Below are 16,957 nucleotides of genomic sequence, written 5' to 3' on the forward strand. Positions count from 1 at the left end.
CCAGCCAGCATCATAGGCGCAGACGCCGGCGCGCAATAGCCGGCATGAACGCGCCTATGCGCCCAATAAATTATGGAGTACGACCACTACGTTCGTTGCGCGAGCCGCCGCACGAAACGATCGCCGACGAACTGCACCGCTGTCACGATCACGATCAGCAACACGATCACCGTGACCATCACGGTCGTGTCGAAGCGCTGATAGCCGTAACGGATCGCGAGATCGCCGAGGCCACCCGCGCCGACCGCGCCCGCCATCGCCGAAGAGCCGATCATCGCCACGACGGTAATCGTGAAGCCGCCGAGAATGCCCGGCAATGCCTCGGGCAGCAGCACGTGCCAGACGATGTGCCGGCGTTGCGCGCCCATCGCCTGCGCGGCTTCGATCAACCCACGGTCCACATCACGCAGACTCACTTCTGCGACGCGGGCAAAGAACGGAATCGCCGCGATGCTGAGCGGCACGATCGCCGCCCAAACGCCGATCGTCGTGCCGATCAGCGCACGTGTGAGCGGCAACAGCGCCACCAGCAGAATGATGAACGGTGTGGAGCGGAACGCGTTGACGAGCGCACCAAGCACACTATTGACCGCGCGTTTTTCGCAGATGCCGCCGCGCGTCGTGCCGACCAGCACCAGCGCGAGCGGAATGCCTACCAGCGCGGCGATGAACGCGGACACGCCAACCATGACGATGGTGTCGCGAATCGCATCGGCGAGTTCGGAGAGCCAGAGATCAGACATAGCCGAGCACCTCGACATGGTTGGCGTGGCGGCGCGCCCGTTCGAGCAGCGCCGCGATCTGTGCTTGCGCGGGTTTCTCCGGGTCGGCCCGCACTTGCGCCGACACCACCAGACGCCCTTGCGCATGGCCCTGAATCCGGTCGATGCCGCCGTGCACGAAGTTCACTTGCCCGCCTTCGACACTCAATGCCGCTGCAAGTGCTCCAAGATCCGGCTCCTGTGTGTCGGCGCCGGTGAAGCGCACGTCCAGCAGAATCCGCGCATCCTCCCGCGCGAGATTGCGCACGGGCTTGACCCGCTCGGCCAGGTCCGCGGGCAAGTCGTGCACCAGTGTACGGAGTAATGCACGCGTCGCGTCATGCTGCGGATCGCCGAATATTCGCCATACCGGACCGTGTTCGACGACCTCTCCACGCTCGATCACCGCGACGGTATCGCACACTTCGCGAATCACTTCCATCTCATGCGTGATCAGAACGATAGTCAGATTCAGCCGCCGATTGATGTCGCGCAGCAACGCGAGAATGGCCTGAGTGGTTTCGGGGTCGAGTGCGGACGTGGCTTCGTCGCAGAGCAGGATCTCAGGATCGGTGACCAGCGCACGGGCAATGCCGACCCGCTGCTTCTGACCGCCGGACAGGCTCGTCGGATAAGCGTCACGTTTGGCGGACAAACCGACCAGTTCGAGGAGCGCATCGACCTTTTTGTCGATCACCGCTTTCGGCACGCCGGCGATTTTCAGCGGCAACGCGATGTTTCCCCGCACCGTCTTTGCGGAGAGCAGATTGAAGTGCTGAAACACCATGCCGATGCGCCGGCGCAAAGTCACCAGGCCGCGCTCGTCGAGTTCGCCGACGCTCACGCCGTTCACGCGCACCGCGCCGGAGCTCGGTTTTTCCAGACCGTTGACGAGCCGCAGCAGCGTCGACTTACCTGCGCCACTGCGGCCAATCATGCCGAACACCTCGCCGCGCGTCACATTCAACGAGACGTTCGCGAGCGCCGCGGTCGGTTCGCCGCGCGCGCCGGCGAACACTTTGCCCACGTCGTCGAATACCACGGCGGCCTGCGTCGCCGCCGCGTTCGGCTCCGGCGTCATTGCGAGGGACGGCGTGTTTTCAATGAATTGCGCCACGTCGAAAAGATTCGCCATTGCTTCGCTCCTCTCACGCTTCCACGGTGGCTGTCACAGAGGCTTGCGCGCGCCGCCTGTGCTGCGCACCGGCATGCACCGCGGGCAGCCGCGCACGGCCGCCGCCGAAGAGCTTCTCGCGCAGCGTCGGCGCGGGATCGTAATCCTCCTTGTACACGCCGCGATTCTGCAACTCCGGCACCACCAGATTCACGAAGTCTTCGAACGATTCGGGCATCACCGTGCGCGTCAGATTAAAACCATCGACGCCGGCTTCGTCGATCCATGACACCAGTTCGTCCGCGATCTGCTGGGGCGAGCCGACCACCGGCTTCGCGCGGCCTCCGAGCGTCATCTGTTCGAGCACCTTGCGCTTGGTCCACACGCCAGTCACGCTCTTTTTCGAAATCGCTTCAATAGCCGATTGCATCGACTCGGTCTTCACATAGGAGATCGGCTCGTCCAGTTCGTATTGCGAGAAGTCGATACCGGTCGAACTCGAGAAATGTGCGATGCCGCCTTCGGCACTCGCATAACGCCGGTACTCCGCAAATTTCTCCTGCGCCGCGCGTTCTGTTTCGCCGACTACAACGGTAATGCCCGCAAATATCTTGATGTCGTCTGGCGCGCGTCCGACACTCACCGCGCGCGAGCGGATGTCGTCGACAATCGAACGCGTCAACTGTTTGTTCTGTCCGCTGACGAACACGCATTCGGCGTGACGTGCCGCGAATTCCACGCCCCGGCTCGACGACCCTGCCTGGTACAGCACCGGCGTACGCTGCGGCGACGGCTCACTGAGGTGAATCGCGTCGATCGAATAGTACGGGCCGTCGTGCTTCACACGGTGTACCTTGTCCGGATGCGAGAAGATGCGCGCCGCGCGGTCGCGCACCACCGCATCGTCTTCCCAGCTCTGCTCCCAGAGCTTGTAGACCACGTCCATGTAGTCGTCGGCGCGGTCGTAACGGTCGTCGTGACTGATCTGCTGCGCGAGGCCCATGCCGCGCGCGGCGCTATCCAGATACCCGGTGACGATGTTCCAGCCCACACGCCCCCTGGTCAGATGATCGAGCGTCGACATGCGCCGCGCGAACAGATACGGCGGCTCGTACGTGAGATTCGACGTGACGCCGAAGCCAATATGTTTCGTCACGTGCGCCATCGCCGGCACGATCAGCGACGGATCGTTGATCGGAATCTGCACCGACTCGCGCAACGGCGTGTCGGGTCCGCCCTGATAAACGTCGTACACGCCGACGATATCCGCGAGAAAGATCCCGTCGAATTTGCCGCGCTCAAGCGTTTGCGCGAGGCTCGTCCAGTAGTCGAGGTCGGTGTAATGCGCCGACCGATCGCGCGGGTGCGTCCACAAACCATGATTGATATGCCCGACGGCATTCATATTGAACGCGTTCAGCAGAATCTTCTTCTTCGCCATCGTACGGCTCCTGTCGTTTTCAGCTACCACTGCGCGCAACGCTTACCACGCGACTGCATAGAGATTGCCGAACGCTTTATCGAGCGCGGCGCGCACGGCCGGCGAATGCTGGTAGATCGAGATGAACTTGCGGATGCGCGGATCATTCGCGCTTTCCGGACGCACGACCCACTGGATCGCGTAGTTCCTGTTTTCGAGGCCGTCGAACAGCAATGCGCTATTCGGATCGGTGGTGCCCGCGAGCTTGATGAAGCTCGGGTAGCCTTGCGCGAGATCGACGTCGTCGAGCGAACGCGCGAGTTGCGACGCTTCGAGCTGGACGATTTTCAGATGCTTCGGATTCTCGACGATATCGAGCGTCGTCGCGCGATAGTCGATACCCGGCTTCAGCTTGATGAGGCCGGCGCGTTGCAGCAGCAACAAACCGCGCCCACCGTTCACGGGATCGTTGGCGATCGCCACCGTCGCGCCGTCCTTCAATTCGTCGAACCGTTTGATCTTCTTCGAATACAGACCGATCTTCATGATCGTGCCTGGCGCGATCGCGACAAAGTTATAGCCACCCTGCTTTTTCGCGTTCTCGAGAAACGGAATGTGCTGGAAGTAGTTGACGTCGATGTCCTTGTTCGCGAGCGCCGCGTTCGGCGTGTTCCAGTCGGTGAACTCGATGAGCTTCACGTCGAGCCCCTGCTCCTTCGCCTCGCGCACGGCAATCTTGAGGGCCTCGATTTGGGGACTCGTGGAAGTGCCGATTTTGAGTGTGGGCGCATCGGCGGCAAACGCTAGCGAGGCCGGCAGCGTCAGCGCGCAAGCGAAAATGAATGCGCCGCTCAGCGCGAGAATCGATGTGTAGGAAACGCGGACAAAACGCCGTACGGCAGACAGGGGAATACGCATGATGAACTCACAAATTGAGGGGGCGTGGTGTTATCTCGGGGCGGGCCGATCCAACGGCTTGCGTAGAGGCCCGCTCCTGCAGCGCCGACAAACATCGGGCGGCGCAAAGCTGCAACGTACGGGTTTGACCGCCGCGTGGCGGCGTTCAACGCGCGGATCGATCAGCGCGGACAGCGGAGGGTCGGACAGGTCACCGCCTCTCTCCTGATGAGGTGCGAATCATCATAGAGGGCGGCAATCGGGTGGTCTACGAACGGATTTTCGAAAGGAAATCGATAAAAACGATTTGGATGAAAAAACGCCGGAGCGCGCTGTTGCGCGACCCGGCGTTTTCTACGCTGCGGTGCTGAAGAGTCAATCGGTTAGCGCTTCGCCACTTGCTCCGGCAAGGCCGAGACCGAGGCCGAAGGTGAAGCCACAGGCGACGCCGCATCAGAACCCGCAGCCGGCGCAACCGCCCCCACCGCTGTGTCCTGCGCGCTCACCTGCCCCCAACCACCGCCCAGCGCGCGAATCAGATTCACCGTCGCCACCGCCTGCGTGCCCGACAAATGGCTCGCCTGCAACTGCGAAATCAGCACCTGCCGCTCGCCGTCGATCACATCCAGATAACTGACCGCGCCCTCCGTGTACTGTGTGCGCGACAAATGCGCCGCCCGTTGCGAGGCCTGCACCGCGTCGTTCTGCTCACGCATCTGGTCGTCGAGCAGACGCAGATCGGCAAGGTTGTCCTCGACCTCACGGAACGCCACCAGTACCTGCTGACGATACTGCGCGACGTCCTCGTCATACTTCGAGCGCGCTTGCGCGAGATTCGCCTTGCGACGGCCACCGTCGAACAGCGGCAGCGTCAATGCGGTACCCGCCAGCGGACCGAGAATAAATGCGCGGCTCGACCACATGAACAGATCGCCGAGCGTAGCCGATTCAAAGCCCGCCGCGCCGGTGATATCGAGCTTCGGGAAGAACGCGGATTTCGCCAGGCCCACGCGCGCATTCGCCGCCTGCATCGCCCGTTCCGCCGCCGAAATGTCGGGCCGCCGTTCCAGCAACGCCGAAGGCAAGCCGGCCGGCACGCGCACCGTCACCGGTGCGAGCGGCGCTTCCGCGAACGAAAAGTCCGCTGGCGGCTTGCCGAGCAGAATCGCGAGGCTGTGCTCGGACGCCGCACGCTGACGCGCGACACCGACCGCATCGGCACGCGCGCTCGCGAGTTCGTTGCGGGAGCGCGAAACATCCAGCTCGCCGATATCGCCTTCCTTGAAACGGCGTTCGACCAGCTTCAGCGTGTCCTCACGCAACGCGACGGTACGGCGGTACAGCTCCTGATCCTTGTCGAGCTCGCGCAACTGGAAGTAGTTCTGCGCGACATCGGCCTGCAACGACAGTTGCACCGAACGGAACAGCGCTTCGCTTTGCTGCTCGTCCGCACGCGACGCATTCACGTTCGAGCCGACCCGTCCGAACAGATCCGCCTCGTACGATGCGCCCACCTGCGCGCGCCAGATCGTGCCCGTCGTGCCGCCCGCGCTATCCGGCTGGAATTGCGAGGCCGCCGACGCACGCTCACGCGTCGGACCAAAGCCCGCGTCGAGCTTCGGGAACCAGTCCGACTTCGCCGCCCGCGTCACCGCGCGCGCCTGCTGGACGCGCGCCGCCGCTGCCTTCAGATCCTGATTCGCGGCAGCCGCCTGCTCTTCGAGCGCATTTAATTGCGGGTCGCCGAAAATCGTCCACCATTCGCCGCGATGCGCGTCGTCGGCGGGCTGGGCCTGCTTCCATGTGCCGACGTCTGGCGCGGAAGCAGCGGAAGTCGCCGATGCCGCAGCGGGCGCTTCCTTGAACGCGACCGGCGTATCCACGTCGGGGCGCTTATACGTCGGCTCCACCGAACAGGCGGCGAGCAGCGCAACCAGCAAACCGCTGATCGCCGCCCGGCCCCAACCGCCCAACGTATCAAAGCGCGAGTGCGGTCCAGATTCAAAGCGTTTCATTATTGTTTTCTCCTCACGCGTCCGTCACCGGCGCGCCATAGTGCGGCGAGTCCTTCTGCGCGACGTGAATCGTCCCGCCTGCCAACGTCCGCAGCACCACATAGAACACAGGGGTCAGCATCAGACCGAACAGCGTGACGCCGAGCATGCCGAAGAACACTGCGATACCCATCGCGTGACGCATCTCCGAACCGGCCCCGCTCGACAGCACGAGCGGCACCACACCCATGATGAACGCGATCGACGTCATCAGAATCGGCCGCAGACGCAGGCGGCTCGCCTCGATCGCCGCCGACAACGGCGTGTGTCCGTCATGTTCGAGTTCGCGAGCAAACTCGACGATCAGAATCGCGTTCTTCGCCGACAACCCCACCAGCACCATCAAACCGATCTGCGTGAAGATGTTGTTGTCCCCGCCCGTGAGCCATACACCGGCCAGCGCCGACAGCACGCTCATCGGCACGATCAGGATCACCGCGAGCGGCAACGTCAAACTTTCATACAGCGCCGCGAGCACGAGGAACACGAGCAGCACGCTGATCGGGAACACCCACATCCCCGCATTGCCGGCAAGAATCTGCTGATACGTCAGGTCGGTCCATTCGAGCTTCACGCCGTGCGGCAACACTTCGGCCGCCACGCGCTCGGCCGCTGCTTGCGCCTGCCCCGACGAAAAGCCGGGCGCGGGTCCGCCGTTGATGTCGGCCGCGGTGTAGCCGTTGTAACGCACCACCATTTCCGGACCATAGGTCGGCGTCACCGTCACCAGCGACGACAACGGCACCATGTCGCCAGCTCCATTGCGCGTCTTCAACTGCAGGATGTCGTCGGCGCGTTGACGGAACGGCGCGTCCGCCTGCACCCGCACCTGATACACGCGGCCGAAGCGGTTGAAGTCGTTCACGTACAGCGAGCCCAGATAGATCTGCATCGTGTTGAACACGTCTGTGACCGGCACGCCGAGTTGCTTGGCCTTCACGCGATCGAGGTCGACGTTCAGTTGCGGCACGTTGATCTGATAGCTCGAGAAGGTCGGGCCGAGTTCAGGCGTTTGCGCCGCACGCTTCACGAACGCTTCCGCCGCCTTGTTCAACTCCGCGTAACCGAGCGCGCCGTGATCCTCCAGTTGCATCTTGAAGCCGCCAAGCGTGCCGAGACCGAGCACCGGCGGTGGCGGAAACACCGCAACGAACGAATCCTTGATCGCCGCGTACTGCTGGTTCAGCGCACCGGCAATCGCACCGGCGGAGAGTTTCTTGTCGCCACGCTCCTTGAACGGCTTGAGCGTCACGAACACGATGCCCGCGCTCGAACTATTGGTGAAACCATTCACCGACAAACCGGGGAACGCCACCGCGCTTTCCACGCCTGGCTGCTTCAGCGCGACCGCGCTCATATCGCGAATCACCTTCTCCGTACGATCGAGCGACGCACCGTTCGGCAACTGCGCGAAGGCGATCAGATACTCCTTGTCCTGCGCCGGCACGAAGCCGCCCGGCACGACACGCGAGATAAGAACCGTGGCGCCCAGCAGAATCGCATACACCGCGAGCATCGCACCCTTGCGGCGAAGCACGCCTTTCACGCCTCGGCCATACGCTTCCGAGCCACGGTGAAAGACCTTGTTGAAACGCTTGAAGAAGCCACCCAGCACGCGGTTCATCGCCCGCGTCAGGAAGTCTTCCTTCTCGCCATGGCTGCGCAAGAGCAGCGCGGACAAGGCCGGCGACAGGGTCAGCGAATTGAACGCCGAGATCACCGTCGAGATTGCGATGGTCATCGCGAACTGCTTGTAGAACTGGCCCGTGAGACCCGTCATGAACGCGAGCGGCACGAACACCGCGACGAGCGTCAACGCAATCGCGATGATCGGCCCGCTCACCTCGCGCATCGCCTTATATGTCGCATCACGCGCACTCAGCCCGTTCTCGATGTTTCGCTCGACGTTCTCCACCACCACGATCGCATCGTCCACCACGATCCCGATGGCGAGCACCATGCCGAACAATGACAACGCATTGATCGAGAAGCCGAAGGCGAGCAGCAGCGAGAACGTCCCGACGATCGACACCGGCACCGCGATCAACGGAATGATCGAGGCGCGCCATGTCTGCAGGAACACGATCACCACGATCACCACCAGCGCGATCGCTTCGAGCAACGTATGCACGACTGCCTCTATACTCGAGCGCACGAACTGCGTCGGGTCGTAGACGATCCGGTATTCGACGCCCGCAGGCATGTCTTCGGCGAGTTCTTTCATCGCGGCGCGAACCTGTTCGGAAATCGCGAGCGAGTTCGCACCCGGCGCCTGATTGATGGCGAGCGCCACCGCCGGCTTGTTGTCGAGCAGCGAACGCAGACCGTATTCCGACGCCGCGAGTTCGACACGCGCGATATCGCGCAGATACGTCACGCCGCCATCCGGCGCGGTCTTCACGATGATGTCGCCGAATTCGCCTTCGGTCTTCAAGCGGCCACGCGCATTCACCGACAACTGCAATTGCGTGCCGGGCACCGAAGGCGATGCGCCGATCACACCGGCCGCCACCTGAATGTTCTGCTCACGAATCGCGTTGACCACTTCGGTCGCCGTCAACCCACGTTGCGCGACTTTCTGCGGATCGAGCCACACGCGCATCGCGTAGTCGCCCGAACCCCACAACTGCACTTCGCCCACGCCCTGAATCCGCGCGAGCCGATCCTTGACGTTCAGCAGCGCGTAATTGCGCAGATACGTCATGTCGTAGCGATTGTTCGGCGAGATCAGGTGGACCACCATCGTCAGCGTCGGCGAACTCTTGATGGTCGTCACGCCAAGCCGTTGTACGTCTTCCGGCAGGCGCGGCAACGCCTGGTTGACGCGGTTCTGCACCAGTTGCGTCGCGAGGTCCGGATTGGTGCCGAGTTTGAAGGTCACCGTGAGCGTCAGATTGCCGTCGCTATTCGCCTGCGACTGCATGTACAGCATGTTCTCGACGCCGTTGATCTGCTCTTCGAGCGGCGACGCCACCGCCTCGGCGATCACCTTCGGATTCGCGCCCGGATACTGCGCGTGCACCACCACCGACGGCGGCACCACTTCCGGATACTCCGAAATGGGCAGCTTGAAGAGCGAAATGATGCCCCCGAGCAGGATCAGTACCGATAGCACCCCGGCAAAGATCGGGCGATCAATGAAGAATTTGGATATGTTCATGGGAAGCTCTTAACGTTGGAGCATGCGCCGCGCTAGCGTGCCGCGGCGCACGGGGCTCACGAATTCTTGTCCGCTTTGGCGCTCGCTTTGGGTTGCGTTTGCGCGAGCGGCGCGCTGTTCGGGTCCTGGTCGGTCGTCATCGGCACCATGTGCGCGCGCACGGAGTCGCCCGGACGTATGCGCTGAATACCGTTGACGACGATGCGGTCGGTCGGCTTCAGCCCGTCCTTGACGACGCGCAGGTTGCCCTGCATGCCGCCCACCGACACCTCGCGGTACACGACGTGATTGCCCTGATCGACCACCAGCACGAACTTCTTGTCCTGATCGGTGCCGACCGCGGCATCGTCGATCAGCAGTGCCGGATGCGGCTCGCTACCGCCCACTTTCACCCGTGCATACAGACCGGGAATCAATGCACCATCCTGGTTATCGAAACGCGCACGCACCCGGATCGTGCCCGACGACGTGTCGAGCCGGTTGTCAACCGATTCGATCGTGCCGCTGCGCGAGTAGCCGCTTTCATCCGCGAGTCCCAGTTCTACCGGCACCTTGCTGCCGTCTTTCGCGCGGCTCAGGTATTGCAGATAAGTTTGTTCGTCCGCGTCGAACGATGCGTAGATCGGCGACACCGACACCAGCGTGGTCAGCGGCGCCGAACCTGCACCGGCCGACACCACGTTGCCTACCGTGATTTCCGCGCGCGACACACGGCCCGCCACCGGCGCCACGATCTTCGTATAGCCGAGGTTGATGCGCGCGGTTTCGAGCGCGGCTTGCGCGGCCTTCAGGTTCGCGCTCGCCTCGCGCGCGGCGTTCTGCTTCTCGTCGTAGTCGCGCCTGGCGATCGCGTTGTCGGCGATCAGGCGTTGCGCGCGCTCCCAGTCGCTTTGCGTGTAGCCCGTGCGCGCCTGCGCGGCCGCGAGTTGCGCCTCGGCGCGATCCACTTCGGCGGCATACGGGCGCGGATCGATCACAAACAGCGTGTCGCCCTTCTTCACGAGCGCGCCATCCTTGAAGTTGACCGAGACGATCGTGCCCGGCACCTGCGAACGGACGTCCACTTTTTCGACCGCTTCGAGACGGCCCGAATAGCTCTGCCAGTCGGTGATCGTTTTTTGCACCACGGTGGCGACATCGACTTCCGGCACGATGGTCGGCGCGGCGGGCGAACTCGCATCGACGCGGATCGCGCCGAACGTGCCGAGCCCGGCGACGGCGATGACGACTAGCGCGGCAATCGCCACGCGGCGGCGAGAAAGAGGAAGGATAGTCATGTGAAGCTCCCGGTATCGTTGATTGAAATTCTGTTTATCGATGGGCGCGCGCATCGAAGCGCCACTGAAAAAAGCGCACCGCTTCCTGCAAGGCGGGCGGATGATCGGCCAGCGCGGCGTGCGATACGCTCGGATAGCGGACCACCTGGGTCAGCACACCCGCGTCGATCAGACTGCTTGCGTACTTCTCCGCTTCCACGTGCAGCACATCGTTCTGCGCGGTCGCGATCAGTGTGGCCGGCAGCCCCGCGAGCCGCGCCGATTCGAGCGGCGCCGCATACGGGTGCATACGCTGCGACGCTTGCGGCAAATAGGCGCGATAACACGCCGCGCACTCTTTTGCGGTGATGTCGGAACCCAAACGCTGTTCATCGCCCAGGCGCGTGAGGCTCGGATCGAGCATCGGCCCGAACAGCGCTTGCGCCGCAATCTGCACGTCGCCCCGATCACGCGCGATGAACGCGAGGCAGTTGGCCAACTGCCCACCCGCGTCGTGCCCCGCTACGCCGACCTTTCTGCTATTGCCGCCGAACGCCCGTGCCCGCGTCTGCACCCACAGCGCCGCGCGGTGCGCGTCTTCTGGCGCGGCCGGAAACGGAAACTGCGGCGCGAGCGAATAACCCACCGACACGACCAGCGCCGGTAAGTGTTCTGCGAAATAACGCGCGGCGAAATCGGCCTGCTCGATCGAGCCCTTCGTAAAGCCGCCGCCGTGGAAATAAAGCAGCACCGGCAATGCGGTTTTCTTCGCCTGCCGGTACAAACGCAGTGTGATGTCCTGTGCGTGCCCCTCGATCTGTACGTCGATGATGTCGAGTGCCGTGCTGTCTGCGGCTACCGGACCGTTGGCGGCGGGCGCAAAAGAGTACGGCGATTTAAATGCATCCATGTCAGGCTGCGCAATGCGCATAGAACTTTCAATGGTGCGAATTGTGGGTTCAGCAGAGTCGTAAATAAATGCCTATAATCCGGCAACACAATTCGGCGCCCCTGAACAATCGAATGCGATTGCTCTGCGGATTCGGTTTCCGCCCGGTGCGCCCGCCCCTTCTGGAGGTTTGCAATGGACCGGCTTCAGGCCATGCAAGTGTTCACGCGAGTCGTCGACACCAACAGCTTTACCCGCGCAGCGGAAACGCTCGACCTGCCGCGCGCATCCGTCACCACGATTATTCAGAACCTCGAAGCGTTCCTCGGCACGCGCCTGATGCATCGGACCACGCGGCGTCTGTCGCTCACGCCGGACGGCGCGGCGTACTACGAACGCTGCGTGCGTATCCTCGCGGACGTCGAAGAGACCGAAGCCAGTTTTCAGAGCGGCAATAAAAAGCCGCACGGCAAGCTGCGCATCGACATGCCGGGCTCGATCGGGCGCCTGCTGGTGATTCCCTCGCTATGTGAATTCCACACGCGCTATCCGGACATCGACTTGCAACTGGGCCTGTCGGACCGGCCGGTCGATCTGTTGCAGGAAGGCGTGGATTGCGTGGTGCGCGTGGGCGCGCTACAGGATTCCTCGTTAGTGGCGCGGCGCATCGGTCTGTTCGAGGGCGTGACCTGCGCGGCCCCCGACTACATCGCGCGTGCAGGCATGCCGTCTTCGCTCGAAGACCTGGAGAATCACAAAGCAGTCAATTACTTTTCGAGCCGCACGGGGCGCACGATCGATTGGGCCTTCATGGTTGAGGGCAAAGAAGTCGAAGTGAAGATGAAAAGCATCGTGTCGGTGAACGACGCCGACGCCTACGTGACGTGCGGACTCGAAGGTTTCGGCCTGATTCAGCCGGCGCTTTTTATGGTGCTGCCGCATCTGCGCTCGGGTCAGCTGGTGGAAGTGTTGCCGGAGCTGAAGCCTTTGCCGATGCCGATTTCCGCAGTCTATCCGCACAGTCGTCATCTGTCGCCTAAAGTCCGTGTTTTCGTAGACTGGATCGCGGAGCTGTTCGACCGTTGCCCATTGCTGAGCGGACGCGGCAGTCTCGACGCAACCTGCACGAAGCGCACTTTCGAAGAACGCGAGTCCGCGCCGATGCTCGATACGCCTGTGATTACCGAATGGGTCGCGTGATGCGCTGAAATCAAAGTACGGAATCTGGAACAATGAATTTCAACCGCGGCTCTAATGCCGCGGTTTTTTTATTCATCAAGGCTTTAATTCGATTGTTCCGAAATCGCGACAATTCATTTCGCGAAAGTGCGATTTATCCGCACTCGCCCAGCGTCTACATTTCACCCTGCCGCAGCACTCGTCGTGCTGCAAACGAATCAGGAGTGCATCATGAAACGCAATCTTCTCGCAGGTCTCGCTCTTTCTCTGCTTGCAAGCACATCCGTGTTCGCACAAAGCAACAGCGGTGGTGGCATCGGGCGCGCAGGCACTTATGAAACGCAACCTACGCCGAGCACGAGCGCGAAAACGCGCGCAGAAGTGAAAGCGGAACTGGTGGCCGCTTATCGTGACGGTTCGCTACCGGCGCTAAGTCGCACCAGTTATCCGAACAAAGGCTTGATCGGACAGACACAGGCTGCACGTATCGCACGGCAGGAAGGCGCGAGCGGCGACGTGACACGCGTCGCCAGGGGTCAGTAAGACAGACAAAGGCACCGCAATGATCCGGATTCCAAAAGAAGCCGTCATTGCGGCGTCATTCCTGCACTCTTCAAAAAGGAGCACATCATGACACCATCCGAACTGGACAACTGGGACACCGACACGCCAGTGTGGACGCCATATCGCGCGCCACGACATTGAGCGTGACTGGTCGTTTGAATTGTGCGGTAAGCGTTGTGCGTGTGCCCGCGGCAGTGCTCGGCGGGCACATTGCTATTCAGCTCTGTCGAAGTGATCCGCCGTTATCGTTTCGGCACGCCCTCGCGCCACTCGCCCCAATGCGTGACGATGTCCTGCACCAATGGATTGCCTGAGCGGAACAGGTTCTCGATGGCGATCGTGAAGCCGCCTTGCGCCGCATAGTTGAGCAGGTTGTCCGCGCTCGTCTGGCCATCGTAGGGGCGGTCGAAATCCGAACCCGCGCGCAATACCGCGACGCGATTCAGATCGACCTTATGCACCGAGGCCGCACGCTTGAGCGCTTCGTAGGTGGCATTGTCCTCCTGCTGCGTCGTGCAATAGACGCCTTTGCCATCGGTCAGGATCTTGGTCCAGTCACGCGCGCGCTGGCCGAGCTGCGTGCCGGACCACCAGGTGTCGCCAGCCAGCGTATCGCATTGAATGACCGACGGCGGGCGATTGGCCGGCGCATAGGAATATTTCGCGCGAGCGGCTTGAGCCTGCGCGTTATCGGATAACACGACGGTGTGCGACAACGCGAATGCCGTATCGGCGAGTTGGGTGTTCAACTGGAATACTTCGGTGCGATAGTCGAGTGGCGGCTTATCCGAAGGACTCGTCGTGTTGATTCCCAAATAGCCCGTGTTCCAGCCAGGCGGAATCTCGCGGCCGTCGATCTCCCACTGAATGCCGAAGTCGACCAGATACTTCGCCCACGCGGCCGAGCCCACCGTGCCCTGTTGCGGATCGATCCCGGCAATGCCGGCGACCATGAAGTACGTGCGGCGCAAATCGAAACGCGGCGAGAAGGTCAGCGCCATGATCGACGCCGCCGCGTTGGTGTGCCCCATGCCGGTAGTCATCACGCAGATATCCTGCTTGTTGCAATGAACCGCCGGGTAATCGGGTGACAATCCATCTACCGCGATGTCGCGCCATGGGCCGAGCCGATCGAGCCACACCTGGCCTTCGGGGCCGAACATCGAAATGATCATCACCTTGACGTGTTCGCCATGCGAGCCGCCATTGTCGTGAGAGAAACCGTCGTTGTCGTCCGCGCTAGCCGGTCCGGACGAAAAGGCGGCGCAAGCCGCAAGAGCAACCGCGCAGAACGCGCCGAGTGAGCGAGTCAGCATCATGTTCTTCCTTTTTTGCTTGTGATGCAGGTTGGGAGAGAGTGCTGCTTTCAAGCCGAAAGAAGTATAGGCGCGACGAAATTATTTGCCACTCCGTGATGAGCGGCATGCTGTACGGCAAATGTAAACAGCGGGCATGGCATGGTGCATGGGCTCGCGACGTTGTGCACGCCATTTCCCTATAATCGGAATCCGCAGTCCGCCGCCGAGGTCAATCCTCGGAGAGCGCACCGCCTTTGTGCAGTTCAAAACAGGAGCACCACGATGGACTATGTGAAACTCGGCCGCACCGGCCTCGATGTATCGCGTCTTTGTCTCGGTTGCATGAGCTATGGCGTGCCTTCGCGCGGCACTCATCCCTGGTCGCTCGACGACGAAGCCGCACGGCCCTTCATCAAGCAGGCGCTCGATCACGGCATCAATTTCTTCGACACGGCGAATGTCTATTCGGACGGCACCAGTGAGGAAATTGTCGGCCGCGCGCTGAAAGACTTCGCCAGGCGCGACGAGATCGTGCTCGCCACCAAGGTGAATAGCCGGATGCACAAAGGCCCGAATGGTGCGGGCCTGTCGCGCAAGGCGATCATGGCGGAAATCGATCACAGCCTGCGGCGTCTCGGGACGGAGTACGTCGACCTGTACCAGATCCATCGCTGGGACTACGACACGCCGATCGAAGAAACCATGGAAGCGCTGCACGACGTCGTGAAGGCTGGCAAGGCCCGCTATATCGGTGCGTCGTCGATGTACGCGTGGCAATTCGCCAAGGCGCTGCACGTCGCCGAACGCAATGGCTGGACCCGTTTCGTGACGATGCAGAATTACGTGAATCTGCTGTACCGCGAGGAAGAGCGAGAAATGCTGCCGCTGTGCGAAAGCGAAGGCATCGGCGTGATTCCGTGGAGCCCGCTCGCGCGCGGACGTCTGACGCGCGACTGGAACACCGGGAGCGCGCGCTCCGAGACCGATGAATTCGGCCGCACGCTGTACGCGCACACGGAAGATGCCGATCGGCGCATTGTCGAGCGGGTCAGCCAGATCGCGAAGGAACGCGGCGTGCCGCGCGCGCAAGTGGCACTAGCGTGGGTCTTGCAGAAGAAGCCGATTACTGCGCCGATTGTCGGCGCGACCAAGCTGCATCACCTGGACGATGCGGTCGCCGCGCTTTCGTTGAATCTCAGTGCGCAAGAGATTCAGCAGCTCGAAGAACTGTATGTCCCGCACGCGGTGACCGGTTTCAAATAAGCCGCGCTGCTGTCAGTTCAAGCATCCGAGCCGGCCGGAAACCACCATGGAATCCGCCGGTTTTGTTTCATGCAGAAGCCGCCCCGCTGCGCGCCACTTCCGGTTCGAAAAACACCCAGCGCACCTGCGGAAAGGTCGCCTGCAAATCCTCCTCGATCACGTTGATCGCATCGACCATCGCGCGCCCGCTCGCGTAATCGATCATTTCCGCCTGCACCGCCACCACCACGTGACGCCCCCATTGCAGCGTAATCATATTGACGATGCCGCGAATCTCGGCGCGCGCGCGCAGATGCGCTTCGATCGCGCCGCGCACTTCCGGGCTCGCCGATTCGCCGACGATCATCGACTTCACTTCGCGGGCCACCAGCCACGCGATCACCATCAGCAGCAAGCCGACGCCGATGGAGCCCAGCGCGTCCCAAACGGGATTGCCGGTGACCATCGTGAGCAGCACGGCAACGAACGCAATCGCGAGACCGGCGAGAGCGGCGATATCCTCGCCCGCGACAACCAGTAGTTCGGATTCGCGGGTCTCACGAAACCAGCGCCACATGCCCTTGTCCGGATGCTTCTTGCGGATCTCCTTGACCGCGCCCCACAGCGACAGCGCTTCGAGCACCACCGACACTCCAAGCACCGCCAACGCGACATACGCGAACTGCAACGGCTCGCGCGTGAACAGTCGATGCACGCCTTCATACACGGAAAACGCGCCGCCGACAAAGAACAGCAGCAACGCGACGAGCAGCGAATAGAAGTTGATTTCGCGTCCACGGCCCATCGGATGCAGCGGGCTCGCCGGTCTGCGCGCCTGGCGCAGACCGAACAGCAACAACAGTTGATTGCCGCAATCGGCGGTCGAGTGAATGGCTTCGGCGAACATCGAACCAGAGCCCGTGAACGACGCCGCGGCGAACTTGCAGATGGCGATGCCAAGGTTGGCGGCGAGCGCGTAGAAAATGGCTTTCGGCGATTCTTCTTTCATCGTCGGGATGGGGGCCGTGAGTTTGCAGAGTGCTTTCGGTTAGCAAGAATCCGTATTATGGACACGCCGGGCGGCATGCGTCCAACCCCGGCGTTGTTTGCACCACACTCCTCA

General features: G+C 62.2%; 13 protein-coding genes. 3 read left to right on the forward strand and 10 right to left on the reverse strand.

What is annotated here, in order from left to right:
* Positions 1-86: 86 nt before the first annotated feature.
* The 8 genes from CIC12_RS28255 to CIC12_RS28290 form a co-directional block, all read right to left on the reverse strand.
* Positions 87-743: a methionine ABC transporter permease gene (locus CIC12_RS28255; protein WP_168669107.1), complete on the reverse strand. Its 657-nt coding sequence runs from the start codon at positions 741-743 to the stop codon at positions 87-89.
* A complete protein-coding gene (locus tag CIC12_RS28260; RefSeq protein ID WP_168669109.1) occupies positions 736-1,896 on the reverse strand; it encodes a methionine ABC transporter ATP-binding protein in 1,161 nt (386 codons plus the stop codon). Before CIC12_RS28260 ends, CIC12_RS28255 begins: the two co-directional genes overlap by 8 nt.
* Positions 1,897-1,909: 13 nt before the next feature.
* Positions 1,910-3,316, reverse strand: a complete 1,407-nt coding sequence (locus CIC12_RS28265; protein WP_168669111.1) for an LLM class flavin-dependent oxidoreductase — start codon at positions 3,314-3,316, stop codon at positions 1,910-1,912.
* A 42-nt stretch (positions 3,317-3,358) separates the two neighbouring features.
* Positions 3,359-4,213, reverse strand: a complete 855-nt coding sequence (locus CIC12_RS28270) for a MetQ/NlpA family ABC transporter substrate-binding protein (RefSeq protein WP_168669113.1) — start codon at positions 4,211-4,213, stop codon at positions 3,359-3,361.
* Positions 4,214-4,575: 362 nt separating this feature from the next.
* Complete coding sequence (locus CIC12_RS28275) at positions 4,576-6,207, reverse strand: efflux transporter outer membrane subunit (protein WP_168669115.1); 1,632 nt, start codon at positions 6,205-6,207, stop codon at positions 4,576-4,578.
* A gap of 13 nt (positions 6,208-6,220) precedes the next feature.
* A complete protein-coding gene (locus tag CIC12_RS28280) occupies positions 6,221-9,406 on the reverse strand; it encodes an efflux RND transporter permease subunit (RefSeq protein ID WP_168669117.1) in 3,186 nt (1,061 codons plus the stop codon).
* 56 nt (positions 9,407-9,462) lie between these two features.
* Complete coding sequence (locus CIC12_RS28285) at positions 9,463-10,683, reverse strand: efflux RND transporter periplasmic adaptor subunit (RefSeq protein WP_168669119.1); 1,221 nt, start codon at positions 10,681-10,683, stop codon at positions 9,463-9,465.
* A gap of 34 nt (positions 10,684-10,717) precedes the next feature.
* A complete protein-coding gene (locus CIC12_RS28290; RefSeq protein WP_168669121.1) occupies positions 10,718-11,572 on the reverse strand; it encodes an alpha/beta hydrolase in 855 nt (284 codons plus the stop codon).
* 174 nt (positions 11,573-11,746) lie between these two features.
* Between CIC12_RS28290 and CIC12_RS28295 the strand changes: the two genes are divergently transcribed.
* Both CIC12_RS28295 and CIC12_RS28300 read left to right on the forward strand, forming a co-directional pair.
* Entirely contained in the window at positions 11,747-12,751 is a 1,005-nt protein-coding gene (locus tag CIC12_RS28295; RefSeq protein WP_121323379.1) for a LysR family transcriptional regulator, read from the forward strand.
* Positions 12,752-12,961: 210 nt separating this feature from the next.
* Complete coding sequence (locus CIC12_RS28300) at positions 12,962-13,273, forward strand: DUF4148 domain-containing protein (RefSeq protein ID WP_168669123.1); 312 nt, start codon at positions 12,962-12,964, stop codon at positions 13,271-13,273.
* 263 nt (positions 13,274-13,536) lie between these two features.
* Here the strand turns inward: CIC12_RS28300 and CIC12_RS28305 are convergent, their stop codons facing one another.
* Positions 13,537-14,610 carry a purine-nucleoside phosphorylase gene (locus tag CIC12_RS28305; protein WP_168669240.1) on the reverse strand — a complete coding sequence of 358 codons (1,074 nt, stop codon included), beginning with the start codon at positions 14,608-14,610 and terminating at the stop codon, positions 13,537-13,539.
* Between the two features lie 264 nt (positions 14,611-14,874).
* Here CIC12_RS28305 and CIC12_RS28310 point away from each other — a divergent pair, with 264 nt between their 5' ends.
* A complete protein-coding gene (locus tag CIC12_RS28310; protein WP_168669125.1) occupies positions 14,875-15,855 on the forward strand; it encodes an aldo/keto reductase in 981 nt (326 codons plus the stop codon).
* Between the two features lie 67 nt (positions 15,856-15,922).
* On the opposite strand, the gene CIC12_RS28315 is transcribed toward CIC12_RS28310, so the two are convergent.
* Positions 15,923-16,843: a cation diffusion facilitator family transporter gene (locus tag CIC12_RS28315; RefSeq protein WP_168669127.1), complete on the reverse strand. Its 921-nt coding sequence runs from the start codon at positions 16,841-16,843 to the stop codon at positions 15,923-15,925.
* Positions 16,844-16,957: the final 114 nt, after the last annotated feature.

Origin of the sequence: Paraburkholderia sp. SG-MS1 (assembly GCF_012275575.1) — a bacterium.
Taxonomy (GTDB): domain Bacteria; phylum Pseudomonadota; class Gammaproteobacteria; order Burkholderiales; family Burkholderiaceae; genus Paraburkholderia.

Bases quoted from the DNA above. Each gene is read 5' to 3' on its own strand.
- CIC12_RS28255 (WP_168669107.1), bottom strand. From the start codon at position 743: ATGTCTGATCTCTGGCTCTCCGAACTCGCCGATGCGATTCGCGACACC.
- CIC12_RS28275 (WP_168669115.1), bottom strand. From the start codon at position 6,207: ATGAAACGCTTTGAATCTGGACCGCACTCGCGCTTTGATACGTTGGGC.
- CIC12_RS28285 (WP_168669119.1), bottom strand. From the start codon at position 10,683: ATGACTATCCTTCCTCTTTCTCGCCGCCGCGTGGCGATTGCCGCGCTA.
- CIC12_RS28315 (WP_168669127.1), bottom strand. From the start codon at position 16,843: ATGAAAGAAGAATCGCCGAAAGCCATTTTCTACGCGCTCGCCGCCAAC.
- CIC12_RS28265 (WP_168669111.1), bottom strand. From the start codon at position 3,316: ATGGCGAAGAAGAAGATTCTGCTGAACGCGTTCAATATGAATGCCGTC.
- CIC12_RS28305 (WP_168669240.1), bottom strand. From the start codon at position 14,610: ATGCTGACTCGCTCACTCGGCGCGTTCTGCGCGGTTGCTCTTGCGGCT.
- CIC12_RS28290 (WP_168669121.1), bottom strand. From the start codon at position 11,572: ATGGATGCATTTAAATCGCCGTACTCTTTTGCGCCCGCCGCCAACGGT.
- CIC12_RS28280 (WP_168669117.1), bottom strand. From the start codon at position 9,406: ATGAACATATCCAAATTCTTCATTGATCGCCCGATCTTTGCCGGGGTG.
- CIC12_RS28300 (WP_168669123.1), top strand. From the start codon at position 12,962: ATGAAACGCAATCTTCTCGCAGGTCTCGCTCTTTCTCTGCTTGCAAGC.
- CIC12_RS28270 (WP_168669113.1), bottom strand. From the start codon at position 4,213: ATGCGTATTCCCCTGTCTGCCGTACGGCGTTTTGTCCGCGTTTCCTAC.
- CIC12_RS28310 (WP_168669125.1), top strand. From the start codon at position 14,875: ATGGACTATGTGAAACTCGGCCGCACCGGCCTCGATGTATCGCGTCTT.
- CIC12_RS28260 (WP_168669109.1), bottom strand. From the start codon at position 1,896: ATGGCGAATCTTTTCGACGTGGCGCAATTCATTGAAAACACGCCGTCC.
- CIC12_RS28295 (WP_121323379.1), top strand. From the start codon at position 11,747: ATGGACCGGCTTCAGGCCATGCAAGTGTTCACGCGAGTCGTCGACACC.